This window comes from Rhizobium sp. BK661 (assembly GCF_024808825.1).
Taxonomy (GTDB): Bacteria; Pseudomonadota; Alphaproteobacteria; order Rhizobiales; family Rhizobiaceae; genus Rhizobium.
The window spans coordinates 908610-930750 of sequence record NZ_JANTYT010000001.1; the positions used below are offsets into that span (position 1 = coordinate 908610).

At 61.7% G+C, this 22141-nt stretch carries 18 protein-coding genes; 13 read left to right on the plus strand and 5 right to left on the minus strand.

All coding sequences use genetic code 11. The features are described 5' to 3' along the window. Positions 1–126 precede the first annotated feature (126 nt). On the minus strand, positions 127–1143 hold the full coding sequence (locus FHX16_RS04450) for a polyprenyl synthetase family protein (protein ID WP_016552944.1): 1017 nt from the start codon (positions 1141–1143) through the stop codon (positions 127–129). 108 nt (positions 1144–1251) lie between these two features. Between FHX16_RS04450 and FHX16_RS04455 the strand changes: the two genes are divergently transcribed. Together FHX16_RS04455 and FHX16_RS04460 are read left to right on the plus strand one after the other, a co-directional pair. Continuing rightward, on the plus strand, positions 1252–1479 hold the full coding sequence (locus FHX16_RS04455) for a DUF2007 domain-containing protein (protein ID WP_016552945.1): 228 nt from the start codon (positions 1252–1254) through the stop codon (positions 1477–1479). Between the two features lie 7 nt (positions 1480–1486). Then, the gene (locus FHX16_RS04460; RefSeq protein ID WP_183860742.1) at positions 1487–2263 is read left to right on the plus strand and encodes a tRNA1(Val) (adenine(37)-N6)-methyltransferase; all 777 of its coding nucleotides are present in this window, start codon (positions 1487–1489) and stop codon (positions 2261–2263) included. Here the strand turns inward: FHX16_RS04460 and FHX16_RS04465 are convergent. Beyond that, positions 2260–3600 carry an Nramp family divalent metal transporter gene (locus tag FHX16_RS04465; protein ID WP_183859983.1) on the minus strand — a complete coding sequence of 447 codons (1341 nt, stop codon included), beginning with the start codon at positions 3598–3600 and terminating at the stop codon, positions 2260–2262. The genes FHX16_RS04460 and FHX16_RS04465 overlap by 4 nt on opposite strands. 168 nt (positions 3601–3768) lie before the next feature. Between FHX16_RS04465 and FHX16_RS04470 the strand changes: the two genes are divergently transcribed. The 8 genes from FHX16_RS04470 (at position 3769) to FHX16_RS04505 (ending at position 12065) form a co-directional block, all read left to right on the plus strand. Further along, positions 3769–4629 carry a S49 family peptidase gene (locus tag FHX16_RS04470; protein ID WP_183752353.1) on the plus strand — a complete coding sequence of 287 codons (861 nt, stop codon included), beginning with the start codon at positions 3769–3771 and terminating at the stop codon, positions 4627–4629. Positions 4630–4648: 19 nt separating this feature from the next. Continuing rightward, complete coding sequence (locus tag FHX16_RS04475) at positions 4649–4843, plus strand: hypothetical protein (RefSeq protein ID WP_016552949.1); 195 nt, start codon at positions 4649–4651, stop codon at positions 4841–4843. Between the two features lie 77 nt (positions 4844–4920). Continuing rightward, a complete protein-coding gene (locus FHX16_RS04480) occupies positions 4921–5880 on the plus strand; it encodes a glycine--tRNA ligase subunit alpha (protein WP_183752351.1) in 960 nt (319 codons plus the stop codon). Positions 5881–6216: 336 nt separating this feature from the next. Further along, positions 6217–6768 carry a LemA family protein gene (locus FHX16_RS04485; RefSeq protein WP_114711716.1) on the plus strand — a complete coding sequence of 184 codons (552 nt, stop codon included), beginning with the start codon at positions 6217–6219 and terminating at the stop codon, positions 6766–6768. 92 nt (positions 6769–6860) lie between these two features. Beyond that, entirely contained in the window at positions 6861–8120 is a 1260-nt protein-coding gene (aroA, locus tag FHX16_RS04490) for a 3-phosphoshikimate 1-carboxyvinyltransferase (RefSeq protein WP_183859981.1), read from the plus strand. Positions 8121–8160: 40 nt separating this feature from the next. After that, on the plus strand, positions 8161–10101 hold the full coding sequence (locus tag FHX16_RS04495; RefSeq protein WP_183860740.1) for a DUF2207 domain-containing protein: 1941 nt from the start codon (positions 8161–8163) through the stop codon (positions 10099–10101). 124 nt (positions 10102–10225) lie between these two features. Then, complete coding sequence (purD, locus tag FHX16_RS04500; protein WP_183859979.1) at positions 10226–11497, plus strand: phosphoribosylamine--glycine ligase; 1272 nt, start codon at positions 10226–10228, stop codon at positions 11495–11497. A gap of 103 nt (positions 11498–11600) precedes the next feature. After that, on the plus strand, positions 11601–12065 hold the full coding sequence (locus FHX16_RS04505; RefSeq protein WP_183859977.1) for a plant virulence effector HPE1-like domain-containing protein: 465 nt from the start codon (positions 11601–11603) through the stop codon (positions 12063–12065). 435 nt (positions 12066–12500) lie between these two features. On the opposite strand, the gene FHX16_RS04510 is transcribed toward FHX16_RS04505, so the two are convergent. After that, positions 12501–14027: a winged helix-turn-helix domain-containing protein gene (locus tag FHX16_RS04510; RefSeq protein ID WP_183859975.1), complete on the minus strand. Its 1527-nt coding sequence runs from the start codon at positions 14025–14027 to the stop codon at positions 12501–12503. A gap of 292 nt (positions 14028–14319) precedes the next feature. Here FHX16_RS04510 and FHX16_RS04515 point away from each other — a divergent pair, with 292 nt between their 5' ends. Further along, positions 14320–16137 (plus strand): methyl-accepting chemotaxis protein, encoded by a 1818-nt coding sequence (locus tag FHX16_RS04515; protein WP_183859973.1) that lies wholly within the window; start codon positions 14320–14322, stop codon positions 16135–16137. Between the two features lie 77 nt (positions 16138–16214). Here the strand turns inward: FHX16_RS04515 and FHX16_RS04520 are convergent, their stop codons facing one another. Continuing rightward, positions 16215–16721 carry a DUF523 domain-containing protein gene (locus tag FHX16_RS04520; protein ID WP_183859971.1) on the minus strand — a complete coding sequence of 169 codons (507 nt, stop codon included), beginning with the start codon at positions 16719–16721 and terminating at the stop codon, positions 16215–16217. Positions 16722–16817: 96 nt separating this feature from the next. Here FHX16_RS04520 and FHX16_RS04525 point away from each other — a divergent pair, with 96 nt between their 5' ends. Next, positions 16818–17258: a YqaA family protein gene (locus tag FHX16_RS04525; RefSeq protein WP_183859969.1), complete on the plus strand. Its 441-nt coding sequence runs from the start codon at positions 16818–16820 to the stop codon at positions 17256–17258. A 113-nt stretch (positions 17259–17371) separates the two neighbouring features. On the opposite strand, the gene glyS is transcribed toward FHX16_RS04525, so the two are convergent. Next, entirely contained in the window at positions 17372–19549 is a 2178-nt protein-coding gene (gene glyS / locus FHX16_RS04530; protein ID WP_183859967.1) for a glycine--tRNA ligase subunit beta, read from the minus strand. A 204-nt stretch (positions 19550–19753) separates the two neighbouring features. Here glyS and FHX16_RS04535 point away from each other — a divergent pair, with 204 nt between their 5' ends. After that, complete coding sequence (locus tag FHX16_RS04535) at positions 19754–22063, plus strand: Tex family protein (RefSeq protein WP_259126633.1); 2310 nt, start codon at positions 19754–19756, stop codon at positions 22061–22063. Positions 22064–22141: the final 78 nt, after the last annotated feature.

The window sequence follows — 22141 nt, forward strand, 5'->3', positions numbered from 1 at the left end:
AAAACCTCTCTTGTCGGGCAGCCGGCCTCGTCCGGCTGCAAATCAGTTGAATTGACTGACTCACAACAGGATGGCTTTTTTGAAGCGGTCCTGCAATAAAATCAGTCCGCGATCAGTGACCGTCGATTAGTTGACGCGCTCGATGCAGAAGTCGATGACTTCCATCAGAGCCGATTTCCATGCCGTGTCCGGAAGCGGCGCGAGCGCATCGCGTGCGATCGTCCCGTAATGAACCGCGCGGGCAATGGTATCGTTCAGCGTGCCATACTTGGTAATCAGGCCAAGCGCCTTTTCGAGATGCTGATCGCTGCTCTCGCCGCCTTCAATGGCTTGTCGCCAGAAGGCCCGTTCTTCCTCGGTCCCGCGGCGATAGGCCAAGATAACCGGTAGCGTGATCTTGCCTTCGCGGAAGTCGTCGCCGACATTCTTGCCGAGATCGGCTGCCTTGCCGCCGTAGTCAAGCGCGTCGTCGACGAGCTGGAAGGCAAGGCCGAGGTTCATGCCGTAGGATTTCAGCGCGTTGCGCCCGGATTTGCCGGCATCGGCGACGATTGGGCCGACTTCGGCAGCCGCGGCGAACAATGCCGCCGTCTTGGCCCGGATAACGGCAAGGTAATCGTCTTCCGTCGTTTCCATGTTCTTGGCGACGGAGAGCTGCAGCACTTCGCCTTCGGCGATCACGCAAGCGGCCGCGGAGAGGACGTCCAGCGCATCGAGCGAGCCGACATCCACCATCATACGGAACGCCTGGCCGAGCAGGAAGTCGCCGACGAGCACGCTTGCCTGGTTGCCCCAGATCATGCGGGCCGTGGACTTGCCCCGACGAAGGTCGCTTTCATCGACGACATCATCATGCAGCAACGTCGCCGTGTGCATGAACTCGACGGATGTCGCGAGCTTGATGTGGTTCTCGCCCTTGTAGCCGAACAATGCGGCCGACGCCAAAGTCAGCATCGGACGCAGACGCTTGCCGCCGGACGAGATGAGATGGTTGGCCACCTCGGGAATCATCTGGACGTCGGAGCCGGCCTTGGAAAGGATAAGCTGGTTCACCCGCTCCATGTCCGCCTTGGTCAAATCGACCAGCGGCTTGACGGATGCCAGTTTGTTTTTGCTTTCTTCAAGCGGTATGACCACGCCCAACGACCCGGACTCCTGTTAAATTATTGAGTTCGACAATAGAAAGGGGCGATTGGCGCGGCAAGGGGTGAATTGTCGCGTCGCGCAAATTTGAAAGGGATTTTCCCGCAAATGCATGAACTTATTCGCGCCAACGATCCCGTGCTGCTCTCCTTCGCGGAAAGTCTGCTGAAGGATGCCGGTATTCACTGCTTCATCGCCGATCAGGGCATGAGCATTCTGGAAGGGTCGCTCGGCATGCTGCCGCGCCGACTCCTTGTCGATGACGAACAAGCCGATCGAGCGCGACGCATTCTGGTGGATGCCGGACTAGGCGGCGAACTGCGCGCTCCGAAGTGAGTCTATGATGACGGGGAATATTGCCGAAACCATAGACGCCTTCCATCGGGGGCTCTTCCATGTGCTGCAGCCGAAGGGCAGGGGGCACCGTTCCGGCATGGACGCGATGTTGCTTGCTGCGCTCGTCGCCGATGACCGTCCGGTCAAGGTTGCCGATCTTGGCGCCGGCGCCGGTGCTGCCGGCTTGGCCGTGGCGTCGCGTCTGCCGAGGGCCGAAGTCGTGCTTTTCGAACGCTCCGGCGAGATGGCTGACTATGCGCGCCGCAGCATCCTGCTGCCGGAAAATGCACATGTCGCGGACCGTGTCGCCGTAGTTGAAGCGGATGTGACCCTGAAGGCGAAGGCGCGCAATGAGGCCGGCCTTGTCGACGAGAGCTTCCATCACGTCATCATGAACCCGCCGTTCAACGATGCAGGTGATCGCCGCACCCCCGATGCCTTGAAGGCGGAGGCACACGCGATGACGGACGGACTGTTCGAAAGCTGGGTGCGGACGGCCGGGGCGATCATGATCCCCGGCGGGCAGCTATCACTCATCGCGCGACCGGAATCGATTGCCGAGATCATTGACGCCTGCGGGCGCCGCTTCGGCGGCATCGAAGTCACCGCGATCCATCCGCGCGAGGGCGAGAACGCCGTGCGCATCCTGGTCACGGCGATAAAAGGGTCGCGCGCGCGGCTTTCGCTGCGCGCGCCACTCATCATGCACGAGGAGGGGACGCATAAATTCTCCCCCTTCGTCGACGATCTCAACAATGGCCGGGCGGCCTATGCCAGGCGCTAACCGACGACGAAGTCGAATAGCAGCTTGACGTTCAGGCCGGCAATCAGGACCGCAATCACATAAGCGATTCCGCTCAGCCAGCGTGGAGCGACCAGCGCGCCCATCTTCGCCTTGCTGGCCGTAAACATTACCAGCGGGAAGACAGCGAAGGAAAGCTGCAGGCTGAGCACCACCTGTGTCAGGATCAGCAGTTCCGCCGTGCCCTTGTCTCCGTACCAAATGGTGACGAAGGCGGCCGGAATGATGGCGATCGCACGCGTGATCAGGCGGCGGACCCATGGCTGGAGTCTGATCTTCAGGAAGCCTTCCATGACGATCTGGCCCGCAAGCGTTGCGGTTACGGTCGAATTCAGGCCGCAGCAGAGCAGCGCGATGCCGAACAGTGTCGGCGCGATTGCAAGGCCGAGCAACGGCGCAAGCAGCGACGAGGCTTCGCCCAATTCCACGACATCCGTCTTGCCATTGGTATGGAAGGCAGCCGCCGCGAGGATCAGGATCGAAGCGTTGATCAGCAGCGCAAAGCACAACGCGATGGTCGAGTCGATCGTCGCATAGGTCAGCGCCTCGCGCTTCTCCGGTATCGTATGGCCGTATGCGCGCGTCTGGACGATACCGGAATGCAGATAAAGATTGTGCGGCATCACGGTGGCGCCGAGAATGCCGAGCGCGAGATAAAGCATCTCGGGATTGGAAACGATCTCGGTCGTTGGGAAGAAGCCCCGGATTACAGCGCCCCATTCCGGATCCGCCAGGAAGATCTGCACGCCGAAGCATACAGCGATGATGCCGAGCAGGGCAATCACGAAGGCTTCCACCCAGCGGAAGCCGATCTTCTGCAGATAGAGAATAAGGAAGACGTCGAGCGAGGTGATAAGCACGCCGAGTTCTAGTGGGATGCCGAAGAGCAGGTTGAGGCCGATGGCTGTGCCGATCACTTCGGCAATATCGGTTGCGATAATGGCGATTTCCGCAAAAGCCCACAGTGGCACCGAGACGTATTTCGGATAGGCGTCACGGCAGGCCTGGGCAAGGTCCCGGCCGGAGGCGATAGCAAGCCGAGCACAGAGCGATTGCAGAACGATCGCCATCAGGTTGGACAGCAACGCGACGGTCAACAGCGCATAGCCGAACTTCGAACCACCGGCGAGCGAAGTCGCCCAGTTGCCGGGATCCATATAGCCGACGGCGACCATGTAGCCGGGACCGAGGAACGCAGCGACGCGGCGCCAGCGCGAGCCCTGTTTGTGCGTCTGGACCGAACGGTAAACATCGGAAAGCGATGCCTCTTCGCGCTCGTGTCGCCAGCCGGTCTTCGCGTTCGGATTTACGATGTCCATGAGTGTCCGCCTATTTTCGATGCAACCAGTATGTCTGATTGGAATGATAATGCAAGTCATTCGCAACAAGAATTGTGGTTCGCAGATGTTTTCTGCGGCAGCCATTGCGTTTGTCGCTCCGTTGCATACATGGAAGACGTTCGCTGATCTTGTCGCAAAGGATGGAAAATGGCCGGATTTTTGAAGAGGTTGCTGCCGAAGCGTTTCCGTAGGGACGGCGTGGTAATCCCCGTCGTCCGGCTTCACGGCCCGATCATGAGCGGTGGAAGCCAATTCCGGCCGACGCTCAATCTGGCCTCCGCCGCGCAGGTCCTCGAAAAGGCCTTCAGCTTCAAGGATGCGCCGGCGGTTGCCATCTCGCTCAATTCTCCAGGCGGCTCTCCGGTTCAGTCGCGCCTCGTCTTCAGCCGCATCCGCGACCTTGCGCGTGAAAAGCAGAAGAAGGTTCTTGTCTTCGTCGAGGATGTTGCCGCATCCGGCGGCTACATGATCGCTCTTGCCGGCGACGAGATCATTGCGGACCCCACCTCCATCGTCGGCTCGATCGGCGTCGTCTCCGGCGGCTTCGGCTTTCCGGAGCTGCTAAAGAAGATCGGAGTAGAGCGCCGCGTCTATACGGCGGGTGAGAACAAGGTGATCCTCGATCCGTTCCAACCGGAGAAGGAAAAGGACATTGAATACCTGAAGACCCTTCAGCTGGAGATTCATCAGGTCTTCATCTCCATGGTTCGCGAACGGCGCGCTGGTAAGTTGAAGAACGACGATGTGGTCTTTTCTGGCCTTTTCTGGACCGGCACTCGCGGCCTCGAACTCGGCCTTATCGACGGACTGGGCGACATGCGTCAGGAATTGAAGCGTCGCTATGGGGCGAAAACCAAGCTCGAACTGGTGATGCCAGCGCGCGGTCTTTTCGGAAGGCGCATTCCGGGTATATCGTCAGCCAACCTGGAAGGCGCAGGCGCCGGTCTCGCAACCGGGCTCGTCGACGCCGCCGAGGAGAAAGCATTGTGGAGCCGCTACGGGCTCTGAGGGATTAAAGGCTGGCATCATGCCGCAACTGATAATCATCGTCGTTCTGCTGGTCGGCGCCTGGCTTCTCTATCGCCGCTTCGTCGCCGACGCGCAACGACTGGCCGCACGATCCCGTCGGGAAGAGAAGGAGCGCCAGACCGGCGCCATCGGCACGCTGGTCAAGGATCCGGTTACCGGCGAATACCACCTGAAAAAGGACGAGGACGAGTAGGGCCGTAAAAGCCTTGACCCGTCTGGCCGGGCGTGGCACCTGTCCGCGCACTTTTGTACGAATTCGGAAGCCGTTCCATGTCTGCAGCAATCCCCGACCATATGAACCCGAAGCGCTCGTTCCAGGCGCTGATCCTTACGCTCCATAACTATTGGGCGGACAAGGGTTGTGCGGTGCTGCAGCCTTACGACATGGAGGTTGGCGCCGGCACGTTCCATCCGGCAACGACGCTTCGTGCGCTCGGCCCGAAGCCATGGAAGGCTGCTTATGTGCAGCCGTCGCGCCGTCCCTCGGACGGCCGTTATGGCGAGAACCCGAACCGCCTGCAGCACTATTACCAGTATCAGGTCCTGCTGAAGCCAAACCCGCCGAACCTGCAGGAACTCTATCTCGGCTCGCTCGCCGCCATCGGCCTCGATCCGCTGCTGCATGACATCCGTTTCGTCGAAGACGACTGGGAAAGCCCGACGCTCGGCGCCTGGGGTCTCGGCTGGGAGTGCTGGTGCGACGGCATGGAAGTGTCGCAGTTTACTTATTTCCAGCAGGTCTGCGGTATCGAATGCTCGCCCGTCGCGGGCGAGTTGACCTATGGTCTCGAGCGTCTGGCGATGTATGTGCAGGGCGTCGACAACGTCTACGACCTGAACTTCAACGGCCGCGAAGGCGACGAGAAGATCAGCTACGGCGATGTCTTCCTACAGGCCGAACAGGAATATTCACGGCACAATTTCGAATACGCCAATACGGAAATGCTGCATCGCCACTTCATCGATGCCGAAAAGGAATGCCAGGCGCTTCTCGCCGCCGGCGCTCCTGGCGACAGCGATAATCAGAAGCTGCACAAGTGCGTCTTCCCGGCTTACGATCAGTGCATCAAGGCGTCACACGTTTTCAATCTGCTGGATGCGCGCGGCGTCATCTCGGTTACCGAACGTCAGAGCTATATCCTGCGTGTGCGGACGCTGGCGAAGGCCTGCGGTGAGGCCTTCCTGCAGACGGATGCGGGTGGGGTGAACTTGGCGAAAACCGCCGCTTGAAGAGCGGCAGTCAGCGGCGCTCGTCGCTTCTGATCTCGACGCGGCGTTCCACCGGACGAGCCTTGCTCTGGACGAAAAAGTACGTTGCGATGGCCAGTATGTTGAGCAGGAAAATAAACGCGCTCATGGTCTGAATGATCCTTGTCGCAGTTTGCGTATGCACGCCAGTTCAACGTGCAGAGTGAAAATAGGGCTTCGGCCGGTGCGACGGTATCGTGATTTTTCACTACCCCCGTCCGGTGATTGCCCCGAAAGAGGGCCGGAATGCGGGATGACAATCTGCGGTAACCCGCATAGTCTCCGGGCATACTTTCGGTCGTTGCGGGGGATTCGCGAATGTATGTAATTCTTGGCCTTATTGTTCTGGTCGCGCTCTATGCCGTCTTTGTCTACAACGGCCTTGTTCGCGCGCGGCAGATGGCCGAGGAAGCCTGGTCCGGCATCGATGTGCAGCTGAAGCGCCGCGCCGACCTGATCCCGAACCTGATCGAGACGGTCAAGGGCTATGCCGCCCACGAGAAGACGACACTCGAAGAGGTCGTTGCCCTGCGCAATAAGGCGCAATCGGTTCCGACGGGCGACGTCGCCGGCCGCGCCCAGGCGGAAGGTCTACTCGGCCAGGCGCTCGGCCGTGTGCTGGCCCTGGCCGAAGCCTATCCCGACCTGAAGGCGAACGAAAATTTCCGCGAGTTGCAGACCTCGCTGGAGACGATGGAAAGCGAAATCCAGATGGCCCGCCGTTACTACAATGGCGCCGCCCGTGATCTGAACGTCAAGGTCGAAAGCTTCCCCTCCAACCTTGTCGCTGGCCAGTTCGGCTTCCAGAAGCGGGACTATTTCGAGATCACCAACGAAGCGGATCGCGCCGTTCCGACGGTAAAGTTCTGATATCCGCCATTTGCCTTTGCGTAAAAACTGCTATGAGCAGGGCATGATCGTGGCCTGATATGGCCCTCGCGCAAAGACGGAAAAGACAGGCAATGAGTAAAGACAAGCTCACCATCATCCCGCCGGACAAGCCGCTGACAGGTCGCGCCGTCCCGCCCGGCTCGAAATCGATCACCAACCGCGCGCTGCTCCTGGCAGGTCTCGCCAAGGGCAGGAGCCGCCTGACCGGCGCTTTGAAGAGCGACGACACGCGCTATATGGCCGACGCTCTCCGCGCCATGGGTGTCATCATCGAAGAGCCGGATGACACGAGCTTTGTCGTCACGGGCAGCGGCAAGCTGCTGCCGCCGCAGGTGCCGCTTTTCCTCGGCAACGCCGGAACGGCGACGCGCTTCCTCACGGCCGCTGCCGCCCTGGTGGATGGCACCGTCGTCGTCGACGGCGACCAGCACATGCGCAAGCGCCCGATCGGTCCGCTGGTCGATGCACTGCGTTCGCTCGGCATCGACGCGTCGACCGAAACCGGCTGCCCGCCGGTCACCGTCAAGGGCACTGGCCGTTTTGAGGCGAGCCGCATCCAGATCGATGGCGGCCTGTCGAGCCAATATGTCTCGGCGCTGCTGATGATGGCTGCTGGCGGCGACAAGGCGGTGACGATCGAACTGCTAGGCGAGGACATCGGCGCGCTCGGCTACATCGATCTGACCACAGCGGCGATGCGCGCCTTCGGCGCCAAGGTCGAGAAGACGAGCGCGGTGACCTGGCGCGTCGAGCCGACCGGCTACACGGCAGCAGATTTCGTGATCGAGCCCGACGCCTCTGCCGCGACCTATCTCTGGGCGGCCGAAGTGCTGACATCGGGCAAGATCGACCTCGGTGTCGCGAATGGCGCGTTCACGCAGCCGGACGCGAAGGCCTATGATCTGATCGCCCAATTCCCGCATCTTCCAGCCGTTATCGACGGTTCGCAGATGCAGGATGCTGTTCCGACCTTGGCCGTTCTTGCGGCTTTCAACGAGACGCCGGTCCGCTTCGTCGGCATCGCCAATCTGCGCGTCAAGGAATGCGATCGTATCCGCGCCGTCTCGACCGGGCTCAACAACATCCGCCAGGGGCTCGCGGCCGAGGAAGGCGACGATCTGGTTGTCCAGTCCGATCCATCGCTGGTTGGACAACGCCTGCCTGCCAACATCGACACCTTCGCCGACCATCGCATTGCCATGAGCTTTGCGCTCGCCGGCCTGAAGATCGCGGGCATCACGATCCTCGATCCGGACTGCGTCGGCAAAACCTTCCCGGCCTATTGGCGCATGCTCGCAGGGCTTGGCGTGACCTATACCGACGAGGGCTGAGATTATCTGAAGCGGCCGCGCGCCGCAGGCGAGGGGTATGATGATCCGACGGCTTTCCGGCCTTTGCTTCGTTCTGTTTCTGATGCTTGCGGGGCGTGGCGCCATCGCTGCGGAGGTGATCGACGCCTTCACCTCTGACATCGCGCTTGAGAAGAGCGGTGCGATGACGGTGACGGAGACGATCTCCGTCAATGCCGAAGGCAATCGTATCCGGCGCGGTATCTTCCGCGATTTTCCGTTGACCTATCAGGATGCGGAAGGCCGTCTCCGCCGCGTCGATTTCGACGTCATATCGGTGAAGCGCGATGGCCGCGACGAGCCATGGCATACCGAGTCCATCAGCGGCGGTATCCGCATCTATGCCGGCTCGGAAGACGTCACCGTGAGCTACGGCCGCCACGACTACGTCTTCACCTACCGCACCAACCGCCAGATCCGCTACTTCGACGATCATGATGAACTCTATTGGAATGTCACCGGCAACGGCTGGATCTTCCCAATCCTGACGGCGACGGCCGCGGTAAATCTGCCTGGCGGTGTCAATGCGACCGACACGGCTTTCTTCACAGGGCCCCAAGGCGCGACCGACAGGAACGCGAAGGTGTCCGGCGGCGGGGCGCGACTGCTGTTTTCGACGACCCAGCCGCTCAATGCCGGGGAAGGACTGACGATCGCCGTCAAGATGCCGAAGGGCTCGATCAATCCGCCGAGTGCCGACGATGAACGTCGCTGGTGGCTGAGCGACAACCGCGACTACTTCCTCGGATTCGGCGGGCTCATTCTTGTCTTCCTCTACTACACGCGCTCCTGGCTGAAGGTCGGCCGTGACCCGGCGCGCGGCGTGCTGGTGCCGCGCTGGGATCCGCCCGACGGCATATCGCCGGCACTGGTGAACTATATCGACAATCGTGGCTTCTCCGGCCAGGGCTGGACGGCGCTGTCGGCCACTGCCCTCAATCTGGCGGTGCGCGGCTATGTCGTGCTGGACGACCTCAAGAATTCGATCATCATTCGTCGCACCGACAAGCCGGTTGGCAAAGAAAGGCTGGAAGCCGGAGAAGCCAGCCTGCTCAACGCAGTGGGAACCAAGGGCTCGCTGGCGATCGACGAGGCTAACGGAACGAAGGTGAAATCGGTGGGCGACAGCTTCCGCGCCGCCATCGAGCGCGAGCACCGCGGCAAGTACTACAACGCGAATACCGGCTACACGACGGGCGGCATCGCGCTCAGCGCCGCGTCACTGGTGGCCCTTTTCGTCTTCGGAACGCTGGAGCCCGATACCATCGCCTTGATGATCATTCCGATCGTCGTTGTCGTCTTCCTCTCGGTTTTCGTTGCCGGTTTCGCCAAGTCACTCCGTCCGGGCAGATCGCTTGGCGCCAAGATCATGTCCGTGATCGCGATCGCCTTTGCCGTCTTCATCGGCTTCAGCATCGTGTCGTCACTGGCACTGGCGCTGTTCTCCTCGCTGGTCGAACTCCACGAAACGCCGATGCTCTTTGCCATCGGCGGCATCATTCTCCTGAACCTGCTCTACGTCTTCATCATGGGAGCGCCGACCCCGCTCGGTGCCAAGCTGATGGACGGCATCGACGGTCTGCGCCAGTACATGACGCTGGCCGAGAAGGACCGCATGAACATGGCGGGCGCGCCTCAGATGTCGCCTCAGCATTTCGAGAAACTGCTGCCCTATGCCGTGGCGCTCGGCGTTGAAAAGCCCTGGTCGCGCGCCTTCGAGACATGGCTTGCCGCAGCAGCGGCAGGCGCCGCGGCCGCTTACGCCCCATCGTGGTATTCCGGCAATTTCGGCAGCGGCAACTTTTCCGATCGTATCGGCGGCTTCTCCTCGTCGATGGCCTCAACCATCGCGTCCACCATTCCGGCGCCGCCGTCCAGTTCATCCTCCGGCTTTTCCGGTGGCGGTTCCTCGGGCGGCTTCTCTGGTGGCGGCGGTGGCGGTGGCGGCGGTGGCGGCTGGTAGGACCCCGCGAAGCAATCCGGCTTGCCCAGCGGTAAGCATTCCTGCTTGACCCGGGCAAGCATTCTCGCTTGACCTTTCGGCGCTCTCCCCTTAACCGCCAGACGGAAACGTGAAAGGGACGGGCATGAAGGTTCTGTTGATCGGATCGGGCGGACGCGAACACGCATTGGCCTGGAAGCTGGCGCAATCGCCTCTCATGACGGAATTCTACGCCGCGCCCGGCAATCCCGGCATCGCCGAGCATGCGACCCTGATTGCCCTCAATGTCGACGACCATGATGCCGTCATCGCCTTCTGCAAGGACAAGGCGATCGACTTCGTCGTCGTCGGCCCGGAAGCGCCGCTCGTCGCCGGCATTGCCGACAAGCTGCGCGCCGAAGGCTACGCCGTCTTCGGCCCGTCGGCGGCGGCGGCCCAGCTCGAGGGCTCGAAGGGCTTCACCAAGGATATCTGCGCCCGCTACGACATTCCGACCGGCGCCTACCAGCGCTTCAACAACGCTCCGAAGGCCAAGGCCTATATCCGTGAGCAGGGCGCCCCGATCGTCGTCAAGGCCGATGGTCTTGCTGCCGGAAAGGGCGTGACCGTCGCCATGACCGTCGATGAGGCGCTCGCCGCCGTCGACGACTGCTTCGAGGGTGCCTTCGGTGCGGCTGGTGCCGAGGTTGTCATCGAAGCCTATCTCGACGGCGAGGAGGCGAGCTTCTTCTGCCTCTGCGACGGCAAGCATGTCCTGCCGCTCGCAACGGCCCAGGATCACAAGCGGGTGGGCGAGGGCGACACCGGCCCGAACACGGGCGGCATGGGCGCCTACTCCCCTGCGCCTGTGATGACATCAGAGATGGTCGAGCGCACGATGAAGGAAATCATCGAGCCGACCATGCGCGGCATGGCCGAGAGCGGCTATCCCTTTTCCGGCGTCTTCTTCGCCGGCCTGATGATAACAGCCAAGGGCCCCGAGCTTATCGAATACAATGTCCGCTTTGGCGATCCCGAGTGCCAGGTGCTGATGATGCGCCTGAAGAGCGATCTTCTACCGCTCCTCCATGCTACCGCCACCGGCACGCTCGATCAGGTGTCCGCCGAATGGACGGATGATCCGGCCCTCACGGTCGTCATGGCATCGAAGGGCTATCCGGGCCCCTACGACAAAAACACCTCCATCCGCCATATCCCGGAAGCAGGCGAGGGCGCCAAGGTGTTTCACGCCGGCACAGCCCTGAAGGATGGAGCACTGGTCGCAACCGGCGGCCGTGTCCTGAACGTTACCGCGACAGGCAAGACCGTTGGCGAGGCGCAGGTTCGTGCCTACACGCTGCTCGACAAGGTCGATTGGGACAACGGTTTCTGCCGCCGTGACATCGGCTGGCGCGCGATCGAACGCGAAAAGGCGTGAGCAAACCCGAAATCGGGTCAGTTCTCTAAATTTTTACCCTTTCCCCTGACGGGATGGAAACAAAGCCGCGCTAATCTCCTCTCAACGTGAGACGGAGTGTTCCATGCGTCAGGTTCTCTTGGGTGCGATAGCTGTGTTTGCGGCAGGTTCTGCCTGTGCCTCCTCGATCGAGGTGGTCGGCAAGGACGCGCATACCGATGGCGGGAGCATCAGCCAGGAAAGCTGCCAAACCTGCCCACCGCTTGAAACCGTCGAACGCAAGAAGGACTACACGGTCCCGACGCTCGCGCCCGGCTCGCTGCAATCCTCGGAAATTCGCGATGTCGATGGCCAGAAGAAGCTTTATCGCACCGAAGGCTGGATGGGTGGCTCGCCGGTCGTTTTCGTAACCAAGGCCCCAACCGAGTCCATGACAGCCGCCAAGCAGCCGGCCGACAACATTGACCGTGCCTCGACGACGGCGGCGGTTATCGGTGGCGACGTCAAGCCGATCGCGGCGGGCCTGGGAGCTGCGCCGAAGGAACAAATGACGCCGCTCGACGTTTCTAAGTTCGAGCTTCGGCCCTGATTTCCAGTTCCCTGCCCCAGCCTGACCAAGGTTTCGGTCGACCGGGGTCCACCCCCGCGGTGGATAAAATGCGTCCCTGAGAGAAGCAGGGGCGCATTTTTCGTTTCTAGTGCGCCTTGCCGAACGGGGGTGCTTCCGAAGGTCGGGACAAGCAGACGTGTAAGTGCCTGCCATCCGGTCGAAGCATTCAACCAGCGCAGATGCTGTTTGGTACCGTGCCTGACGGCCGCCACTCCTGCTTCGCTTTCGTCAGGGGCCAAGTCGGCACTGGGTTCCGGCTGAGGGGAATAAATGCGTCCCTGATCGAGGGAAAGGATGGTCAGTGTCGTAATCATTGCCGTCTCCCACTTGCGGTTTTGCAGTGGAAGCAGTCTCTGCTGGTTGCGGTGTTCCGGTCCTGAACCGCACGCGGAAAAGTTCCGAAACAATCCGAATCTATCGCTCCGAAACGCCCGCCAATCGCAACCCGTCGAGGACGCCGGCGATGCGATCCGGATATTTGCTGGCCTGGCCGGCGCGGATGCGCTCGATCGTGATGTCGGGCGTCAGTCGTCTCAACGCTGCAAGATGACGATGGGCTTCCTCCATGCGCCCGAGATGCGCGCTCGCAGCAATGAGGACCCATAAAGTAGCTTCGAAATTCGGATTGCTGGCAAGCGCCCTCGACGCCCACGCGACGGCCTGATCGTACTCTCCAAGGACGACATAGGCATGCGCGATACCGCAAAGCGAGAAATGTGCGCCCCGATCGCCGGGCGTTAGCCGATTGGCCCTGTGGAAGTGGCTGAGCGCATCGCTGATGTCGCCGCAATGAAGATGCCCGACGCCCGCCCTGACAACCGCCATCGGATTGTTGGGATTGGATTCGGCGGCCGCCTGCAAAACCGCGAGCCCCCAATCATAGTCCTTCACCGTCTGCATCAAGGCGACGCCGCAATGGGCCATGACCATGGCGTCACCCGCGCCATGCTCCAGCGCCTTCCGGGCCAGCGCGGCACATGCACGCACATCGTCGTCGGTGAGCGCCGGCCAGCCCATCGTGTAGCGATGCTCGAGTGCCCATGCAGCATGGGAAAGCAGCTGCGCGTTGTCCGGCTCGACCGCGAGCCCCTGCATGAGAAGGGCATAGGCGGCCGCGTTGTCGCTTTCAATTTCCGTCGAGATCTTCGCCAGTGCCTGCAGGTAGATGTCGTAGGTGGCGACGCTTCCCGGCCGCTCGCGCCGTGATCGCTCGATCTCGGCTGTCTGTATCAGCGGTTCGATCAGCGTCGCGACGCGTTCGGTGATGCGATCCTGAAAATCGAATATCTCGTCCAGGGTGCCATCGAAGGTCTGCGCCCACATATGTGTTCTGCCTTGACCTTCGACGAGTTCTGCCACGATACGGAGCCGATTGCTCGACTGGCGGATGCTCCCTTCAAGCACGTAGCGGACGCCGAGTTCGGCGGCAATCTTTCGCACATCCATTCCCCTATAGGCAAAGGAACAGTCCCGGGCGATCACGGCAAAGCTTCGGAACCGGCTCAAGGCCGCTATGATTTCGTCGACGATCCCGTCGGCAAAATAATCCTGCCTCGGATCGCCACTGAGATTGCTGAAGGGCAGGACTGCGAGTGCCGGCCGCAGCTCCTGGGTCGCAGCCGCTTTCGCCTCCACGGTTGTCGGCATGAAGCGGTAGCCGGTGCGCGGCACCGTCGCGATCCATTCCTGCCCATCGGGCGCCGGCCCAAGCGCCTTGCGCAGCGCGGCGACCTGGACGGTCAGGTTGCTCTCCTCGACGGCAATTCCGGGCCAGACGCGCTCCATCAACGCATCCTTGGAAACAACGCCGCCGCGGCCTTTAAGTAACGCTTCAAGAAGGGCAATGCCGCGTTGGCCAAGCGGGACCACCCGCCCGTTCCGCAGCAGGCCGCGGCCGGGATCGAGAACGAATTCACCGAAGGCATACGAAGGCTCAGCCATGTCAGAAATATAGCTCAACCATCGGCCTCGGAAAACCGTGCGGCGAGCCTTGCGAAAGCACTTCAACTTTCGGGCGCACGGATGAATCAAGCTCTCCGCGGACTGCAAGAATGCACTGATTACATTTGATAATCCTGCAGGCGTTCATCACTTGGCAATTGTTAATTCCTTCACTCTAATTCTAACGACCAGGCCGGAAGACGCATGTTGTCGTCGCCAAGCGCGGGTCAGCGCAGAGGTCGGGAGTTCACCGATCCGGAATTGCCGAACCCACCGTTTTCGCGAGACATTCATGAAAAAGCTTAAGATTGCTCATCAACTGTTCGCCCTTGTGGGCGTGCTCATGGCAGCCTTCGCCATCGCCACTTATTTCCAGATCAAAACGACCTCGCAGGCGATCTACGACGACCGCTTCGACCTTCTGCGTGCGCAGGTTCAGTCCGGGATCTCCATTCTCGACTCCTACTACCAGCGTGAAAAGTCAGGCGAGATGACGCATGAGGCCGCGCAGGCCGAAGCATTCAAGGTTCTCTCCAAGGTCAAGTTCGAACCGGCTGGCTACTTGTTCGGCTACGATTACGACGTCGTCCAACGCTTCCACCCGAAGCCGGACAATATCGGCAAGAACATGGGCGGGCAGGTGGACCAGAACGGCACTTATTTCAGCAAGGACATGGTCGCCAAGGGTCGGGCCGGCGGCGGTCGCACCATCTACTACTGGAGCAAACCCGGCCAGCCTGACGACAAGCTGTTCGAGAAGGGTTCCTACTCGGCCGCCTTCGAGCCTTGGCAGCTGGTCGTGTCCAGCGGCGTCTACCTCGACGACCTGCAGGCGCAGATCAATGAGGCGATCTGGAAGGCGCTCATTGCCTGCGCGATCATCGCGGTCGCCGGTATCGCTGCCGCCTTCTATTTCATCCGCGGCATCTCCAAGCCGCTGCAGGATGTGCATCAGGCGCTGGAAGCGGTTGCCGACGAGAACGTCGCGCTTGCAATCCCGCATGCCGACATGAACAACGAAGTCGGCATGATGGCAAAGGCGACGCAGTCGCTGCAGCAGAAGGTCAAGGAACGTCACGCTATGTCCGAGCGCGAGGCTGCCCAGCAGATGGCCCTCGACGGCGAACGCGAAAACAGTCAGCGCCTGCAGCGCGAGGAAACGGTCGCCCAGAACCACGTCGTCTCGACCATCGGCCAGGCATTGGAGCAGATCGCACGCGGCGACCTCACGGTGCGTTGCGCCGATCTCGGTCAGAAGTACGCAGCCCTCCGCGACAACTTCAACGACGCGCTATCGCACCTCGAAGCGGCGATGGCCAAGGTCAGCGCCAAGGGCGGCGACATCGCCGTCAGCAAGGAAGAGATCCGTCGCGCCTCCAACGATCTGTCGCAGCGCACCGAGCGTCAGGCCGCGAGCCTCGAGGAAACCTCGGCAGCGCTCGACGAGCTGACCGTTGCCGTTCGTCAGACCGCCGAAGGCGCCCATGAAGCGAGCAAGCGCGTCGAGGCCGTCAGCGGCGAGGCGAGCCGCAGCGATGCGGTTGTCTCCGAAGCGATCGAAGCAATGAGCGGTATCGAGAAGTCGTCGGCCGAGATCGGCAAGATTATCGGCGTCATCGACGACATCGCCTTCCAGACCAACCTGCTGGCGCTGAACGCCGGCGTCGAAGCCGCCCGCGCTGGCGAATCCGGCAAGGGCTTCGCGGTCGTTGCTCAGGAAGTCCGCGAACTGGCGCAGCGTTCGGCCGCCGCCGCCAAGGAGATCAAGGATCAGATCGCCCGCTCGTCAGGTCAGGTCGATCAGGGCGTTCGCCTGGTCGGCGAAGCCGGTGAGGCGCTCAAGCGCATCTCCGACCAGATCAAGGCCGCCAACGAGATCGTTGCCAAGATCGCCCACAGCGCCTCCGAGCAGGATACGACGCTGCGCTCTATCTCCTCGTCGATGAACCAGCTCGACGCCGCGACCCAGCAGAACGCCGCAATGGCGGAGGAAACCACTGCGTCGGCCGAGTCGCTGGCAACCGACACCGACGAGCTTCTCAACCTCATCCGCGGTTTCCGCGTCGGCAACAGCCAAGACTACAGCACGCAGGTTCGCCGCGCCGCCTGAGCGTAGGCAGCAATACAAATGAACGGCCGTCGGAGCGATCCGGCGGCCGTTTTTTACATGGAGGTCGCTAGGTAGTTTCAGGTGGCGCTGTTGGCCTCGTCGGCATCGAGCCGTGTGACCAGGGCCTCGATATCGCGGTCGGAGTAGACGGCAATGCCGGCCCTCCTCAGAAAAGCCGCTGTCACGCCGTTCCCCGTGTGCTTGTTTCCGGAGAACGTGCCGTCATAGACAAAACCCGAGCCGCATGAGGGGCTCCCATCGATCAGCAACGCATAGCGGCAGCCGGCCTCGGTGGCGAGGTCAAGCGCATTTTCGGCTGCCTGCTTGAACTCGTCGGTCACGTCGCCGCCGGTGATCTCGACGACGCGGGCGGTGCCATCAAGCACATCCTCGCCGGTGGCGCCGCCCTCGATTTCGGCCGGCGGACGCGGCACCGGCATTCCGGCGGACATCTCGGGACAGATGGTCACCAGCCGCCCTTCCTCGATCCAGCGCGCGATCGCCGGATGGGCGAGCGGCTTCGACTGGCCGTCATAGCGGACGGCATGTCCCATGAGGCAGGCGCTGACGAGAATCTTGTTCATGGCTTTGGCATAGCCCCAAGGACGTGATAGTTCCAGCCCGCTATCTGGCGCGATGAAGGGGAATTGGGTGCGGCGATGCATTGGCGCCAATAATTCATGACCGATCTTGCGGTCTATACCGGCCTTTTCCTGATGGCCTTTGCAGCAGCGACGATTTTCCCGATGCAATCGGAAGCCGGCCTTATCGCGCTTATCCTGGCAAACCAGCATCCGGTCTTCGCGCTGATTTTGGTGGCAACGATAGGCAACGTCCTTGGGTCGACCATCAACTGGCTGCTCGGGCTCGGAATCGAGCGGTTCCGCGACAAACGCTGGTTTCCCATCCGCCAGCCTGCGCTCGACAAGGCGCAGCGCTGGTATCGCCGCTATGGCAAATGGTCGCTGTTGCTGAGCTGGGTGCCCGTTATCGGCGATCCCATCACCATTGTAGCCGGCGTCCTGCGCGAACCGTTCCCGATGTTCCTGTTACTTGTGACCATCGCGAAGACCACCCGCTACGCGGTTCTCGCTGCCGTCACGCTCGGTATCGCGAACTGATGCCAGCGGAATTCCGTCCTTGAATCAAAATCTGAATAGGCGAAATTCTGCAGATGACGCCGGAGGTTAGGGCGCCATCCGCATGTCAAACCTGACGCGCGGATGCCTGGGGCTTAGCCGGAGATCTTCGAGAAGTCGGCGACAGTCCCGGTTGCTTCACGGATCAGGCGCAGCAGGGCAAGACGATTGGCGCGAATGGCGGCGTCTTCGTCGTTGACAAGCACGTCGTTGAAGAAGCTGTCGACCGGCGCGCGAAGCTTCGAGAGCGCCTCCATGGCCGAGCGGAAGTCTTCCTTCTCTACGGCAGCGGATGCCTCGGCGGAAGCCTTGGTGATTGCCGCGAACAGTTGCTTCTCGGCGTCGAGTCGGAACAGATTTTCCGAAACACCGTCAGCGACGACCGTGCCTTTCTTTTCTTCAGCAGCCAGGATCTGTGTGGCGCGCTTGGTGCCCACCAACAGGTTCTTGCCGTCCTCCGAGGTGATGAAAGCCGTCAGCGCTTCGACGCGGCGAGCCACCATCAGCAGGTCGTCCGTTTCAGGGGTCAGGACGGAATCGATAAGATCGTAGCGTGCGCCCTGATCGCGGAGGTAGACCTTCAGGCGATCGTGGAAGAAGGAGAGAAGGTCGAATTGGCGCGACAGGTCGTTGTCGTCAACGGCCTTGCCGATATCCGTATCGATGCGGCCCATGTGGCTCGTGATGCGCGGCAACAGCGTCAGGCGCACGCGGCGCTCCAGCAGGATGCGGATGACGCCAAGGGCTGCGCGGCGCAGTGCAAATGGATCCTTCGAGCCGGTCGGCTTCTCGTCTACAGCCCAGAAGCCGATCAGCGTGTCGAGCTTGTCGGCAAGCGCCACGGTGATCGCAACTTTGTCCTGCGGCAACTGGTCGGATGGTCCCTGCGGCTTGTAATGCTCCTCGATCGCAGTCGCGACAACTGCGTCCTCGCCCTGAAGAGCGGCATATTTGCGCCCCATGACACCCTGCAGTTCCGGAAACTCGCCGACAGCCTCGGTGCGCAGGTCGGCCTTGGCAAGCACGACGGCCCTGTCGACCAGCTTGTAATCGGCGCCGAGAGGGAATGCGACCTTTGCGGCCATGGCGCGGATGCGCTCCACCCGCTCGCCCTGCGTGCCGAGCTTGGCATGGAACGTCACACCGAGCGCATCGAGCTTCGCCATGCGCTGGTCGAGCGGCTTCTTGAGGTCGAGACCGAATTTCTTTGCTGAAGCCTCGAGCGTTTCGAGATCTGGAAGATCGCCCTGGTCGCGCTTCCAGAAGTGCAACGCGTCAGAGAGGCGCGCGCGCACGACCTTGCCGTTGCCGTGGATGATTTCCTTGCCGCCGTCGCTGGCCTCGATGTTCGAGACGAGGATGAACTTGTTCGACAGTGCGTCGCCGCCAACCGGCCGGGTCACGAAACACTTCTGGTTCGTCTTGATCGTCAGGCGGATGATCTCCGCCGGAATCGAGAGGTAGTCTTCCTCGAAGCTGCCCATCAGCACCTGGGGCCATTCGACGAGGCCTGACACCTCTTCGAGCAGCCCTTCGTCCTCGACCAGCTCCAGGCCGTTCGCAAAAGCGACGTCACGGGCATCGTGGAGGATGATGTCCTTGCGGCGTTCGCCATCGAGGATCACCTTGGCCTTTTCGAGGCTCGCGATGTAATCGCCGAAACGCTTGACGGTGATGGCGCCGGGCGCATGGAAACGATGGCCGTAAGTCACGTTGGAGGCGACGATGCCGTCGATCGAGAACGGAATGACGACAGTCTCTTCGTGTTCAGTGCCGAACGTGCAGACGATCGATTGCAACGGCCGGACCCAGCGCAGCGAGCCCGGCTGAGCGGAAGCCGCGCCCCAGCGCATCGGCTTCGGCCAGGGGAAATCGCGGATGATGCCCGGCATGACATCGCTGATGATCTCTTCGGCGGCGCGACCCGGCTTGGAGATGATAGCGATGTAGAAATCGCCCTTCTTCGGGTCGCTCTGGATCTGCGCCTCGGAAACGGAAGACAGGCCGGCGCCGCGCAGGAAGCCTTCGATCGCCTTTTCGTTGGCGTCGGTGCGGGGGCCCTTCTTCTCTTCGCGCACGTCGGCGGAGCGCGCCGTCAGACCGCGGATGTCGAGCGTCAGCCGGCGCGGCGTCCAGTATTCGCGCGCACCCTCGTAGGAAAGTCCTGCCTCGACCAGCGCATCGGTGACGAGCTTCTTCAAGTCGCCGGCAGCCTTGCGCTGCAGGCGGGCCGGGATCTCTTCGGAGCGGAGTTCTAGGAGCAGATCTGGCATGTCACTTTCCTTGCCTTCCCCAGGGAAGGCGCCACAAAGGCGGGGCTAAAAACGGTCGCCTCTGCTAGCAAAGAATGGCGCATCTGCACAACCGCAAAAACGGCCGCCATCCGTGCTATGTTGCTGTGGATAGCAACGTCGGGCATTGCCTTGCCGTTTTCCGTCGCTATTGTCCCGCGACTTTTGTGAAACGCAGGAACTCCCATGGCCGCTGATCTTCGTTCGCTCGCCGCTGTCATCTCTTCCGAAATCAACGCCCGGCCGGATCAGGCCAAGGCTGCGATCGAGCTGCTGGACGAGGGGGCGACCGTGCCCTTCATCGCCCGCTACCGCAAGGAAGTGACGGGTGGGCTGGACGATACCCAGCTGCGCAATCTGGCCGAGCGGCTGGTCTATCTGCGCGAACTGGAAGCCCGCCGCGACACGATTGTCGAGTCCATCAACGGCCAAGGCAAGATGACCGACGAGCTGATGGCGAAGATCGCCAAGGCGGGCACCAAGGCCGAGCTTGAGGATCTCTATCTCCCCTACAAGCCAAAGCGCCGCACCCGCGCCGAGATCGCCCGCGAACGTGGCCTTGGACCGTTGGCCGAAGCCATCCTCGCGGATCGCTCAAAGGAGCCCGCGACGCTGGCGGAAGGCTTTATCAGCGCCGATGTGCTTGATGTGAAGACGGCGCTTGAAGGCGCACGCGACATCGTCGCCGAAGGTATTTCGGAAAACGCCGACCTGCTTGGAAAGCTGCGCGCCCACATGCGCAGTGCTTCCTTGCTGAAGGCGAAGGTCGTCGACGGCAAGCAGGCTGCGGGCGAAAAATTCTCCGACTATTTCGATCATTCCGAGCGCTGGGCGACGGCGCCCGGCCATCGCGCGCTTGCCATGCTGCGCGGCTGGAACGAGGAAGTGCTGACGCTGACAATCGAGGCCGATGCCGAGACCGTATCGCCGAACAAGCCGGTCGAGCGCATGATCGCCGCCGCCTACGAGATCGGCAGCAGCCGTCCCGGCGATCGCTGGCTGATGGAGGTGGCGAGCTGGACCTGGCGCGTCAAACTCTCCATGTCGCTGTCGCTCGACCTGATGCGCGAGCTGCGTGAACGCGCCGAGGAAGAGGCGATTCATGTCTTCGCCCGCAACCTCAAAGACCTGTTGCTGGCCGCCCCTGCCGGTTCGCGCGCCACGATGGGCCTCGATCCGGGCATCCGCACAGGCGTCAAGGTTGCCGTCACCGACGCAACAGGCAAAGTCGTCGCAACTTCGACCGTCTATCCGTTCCAACCGAGAAACGACGTGCGCGGCGCCCAATTGGAGCTCGCCTCGCTGATCCGCAAGCACAATGTCGAACTGATCTCGATCGGCAACGGTACCGGCAGCCGCGAGACGGAAAAGCTCGTCGCCGACATGCTCTCCGATCTGCCCGCACCGAAGCCGACCAAGGTGATCGTCTCGGAAGCCGGCGCTTCGGTTTATTCCGCATCCGAAACAGCGGCGCTTGAGTTCCCGAACCTCGACGTGTCGTTGCGCGGTGCCGTCTCCATCGCCCGTCGTTTGCAGGATCCGCTGGCCGAGCTCGTCAAGATCGAACCGAAGTCGATCGGTGTCGGTCAGTATCAGCACGACGTCGATCAGCAGAAACTGTCGCGCTCGCTCGACGCCGTTGTCGAAGACGCGGTGAATGCCGTTGGTGTGGATCTCAACACCGCGTCCGCGCCGCTGCTGTCGCGCGTCTCCGGCCTGGGCGCCTCGATCGCCGAGGCGATCGTCAAACACCGTGACAGCGAAGGCCGCTTCGAGAGCCGCCGTGACCTGCTGAAGGTCGCCCGTCTTGGCCAGCGCACCTTCGAACAATGCGCTGGCTTCCTGCGCATTCGCGATGGCAAGGAGCCGCTTGACGCCTCCTCGGTTCACCCGGAAGCCTACGGTGTCGCCAAGAAGATCGTCGCTGCCTGTGGCCGCGACCTACGTTCGCTGATGGGCGACAGCGCTGCCCTTAAGGCCGTCGATCCGCGCCAGTTCATCGACGAGAAATTCGGCCTGCCGACGGTGAAGGACATTCTCGCCGAACTGGAAAAGCCTGGCCGCGACCCACGCCCGAGCTTCAAAACCGCGACCTTCGCAGAAGGCGTCCATGAGATTTCCGACCTGGTGCCTGGGATGATGCTGGAAGGTACGGTCACCAACGTCGCGGCCTTTGGCGCCTTCGTCGATATCGGCGTCCATCAGGATGGCTTGGTGCATGTCTCGCAGCTTGCCGATCGCTTCGTCAAAGATCCTCATGAAGTCGTGAAGGCGGGCGACGTGGTGAAGGTTCGCGTCGTCGAGGTCGATGCCAAGCGCAAGCGCATTGGCCTGTCGATGCGAAAGGATGACGGTTCGCAGGCTCCGGCGCCGCGTGGCGAGTCGCGCGGAAATCAGCCGTCCCGTGGTCAGAACGACCGCCGCTCGGCTCCGGCAAAGCCAGAGAGCCAGGGAGCTTTCGGCGCCGCGCTGGCCGAGGCGATGAAGCGAAAATAAGCGCTTAGCCATCGAATTTGCAAAAATGTCACACTTTGGCGACCATGTTGCCGAGGTGTGAAATACGGCGCTTGTAAG

What these genes read in the sequence shown, in the direction of transcription:
- FHX16_RS04455 (WP_016552945.1), top strand. Translation starts at nt 1,252, where the DNA reads ATGCATGAACTTATTCGCGCCAACGATCCCGTGCTGCTCTCCTTCGCG.
- FHX16_RS04460 (WP_183860742.1), top strand. Translation starts at nt 1,487, where the DNA reads ATGACGGGGAATATTGCCGAAACCATAGACGCCTTCCATCGGGGGCTC.
- FHX16_RS04465 (WP_183859983.1), bottom strand. Translation starts at nt 3,600, where the DNA reads ATGGACATCGTAAATCCGAACGCGAAGACCGGCTGGCGACACGAGCGC.
- FHX16_RS04470 (WP_183752353.1), top strand. Translation starts at nt 3,769, where the DNA reads ATGGCCGGATTTTTGAAGAGGTTGCTGCCGAAGCGTTTCCGTAGGGAC.
- FHX16_RS04475 (WP_016552949.1), top strand. Translation starts at nt 4,649, where the DNA reads ATGCCGCAACTGATAATCATCGTCGTTCTGCTGGTCGGCGCCTGGCTT.
- FHX16_RS04480 (WP_183752351.1), top strand. Translation starts at nt 4,921, where the DNA reads ATGTCTGCAGCAATCCCCGACCATATGAACCCGAAGCGCTCGTTCCAG.
- FHX16_RS04485 (WP_114711716.1), top strand. Translation starts at nt 6,217, where the DNA reads ATGTATGTAATTCTTGGCCTTATTGTTCTGGTCGCGCTCTATGCCGTC.
- aroA (WP_183859981.1), top strand. Translation starts at nt 6,861, where the DNA reads ATGAGTAAAGACAAGCTCACCATCATCCCGCCGGACAAGCCGCTGACA.
- FHX16_RS04495 (WP_183860740.1), top strand. Translation starts at nt 8,161, where the DNA reads ATGATCCGACGGCTTTCCGGCCTTTGCTTCGTTCTGTTTCTGATGCTT.
- purD (WP_183859979.1), top strand. Translation starts at nt 10,226, where the DNA reads ATGAAGGTTCTGTTGATCGGATCGGGCGGACGCGAACACGCATTGGCC.
- FHX16_RS04505 (WP_183859977.1), top strand. Translation starts at nt 11,601, where the DNA reads ATGCGTCAGGTTCTCTTGGGTGCGATAGCTGTGTTTGCGGCAGGTTCT.
- FHX16_RS04510 (WP_183859975.1), bottom strand. Translation starts at nt 14,027, where the DNA reads ATGGCTGAGCCTTCGTATGCCTTCGGTGAATTCGTTCTCGATCCCGGC.
- FHX16_RS04515 (WP_183859973.1), top strand. Translation starts at nt 14,320, where the DNA reads ATGAAAAAGCTTAAGATTGCTCATCAACTGTTCGCCCTTGTGGGCGTG.
- FHX16_RS04520 (WP_183859971.1), bottom strand. Translation starts at nt 16,721, where the DNA reads ATGAACAAGATTCTCGTCAGCGCCTGCCTCATGGGACATGCCGTCCGC.
- FHX16_RS04525 (WP_183859969.1), top strand. Translation starts at nt 16,818, where the DNA reads ATGACCGATCTTGCGGTCTATACCGGCCTTTTCCTGATGGCCTTTGCA.
- glyS (WP_183859967.1), bottom strand. Translation starts at nt 19,549, where the DNA reads ATGCCAGATCTGCTCCTAGAACTCCGCTCCGAAGAGATCCCGGCCCGC.
- FHX16_RS04535 (WP_259126633.1), top strand. Translation starts at nt 19,754, where the DNA reads ATGGCCGCTGATCTTCGTTCGCTCGCCGCTGTCATCTCTTCCGAAATC.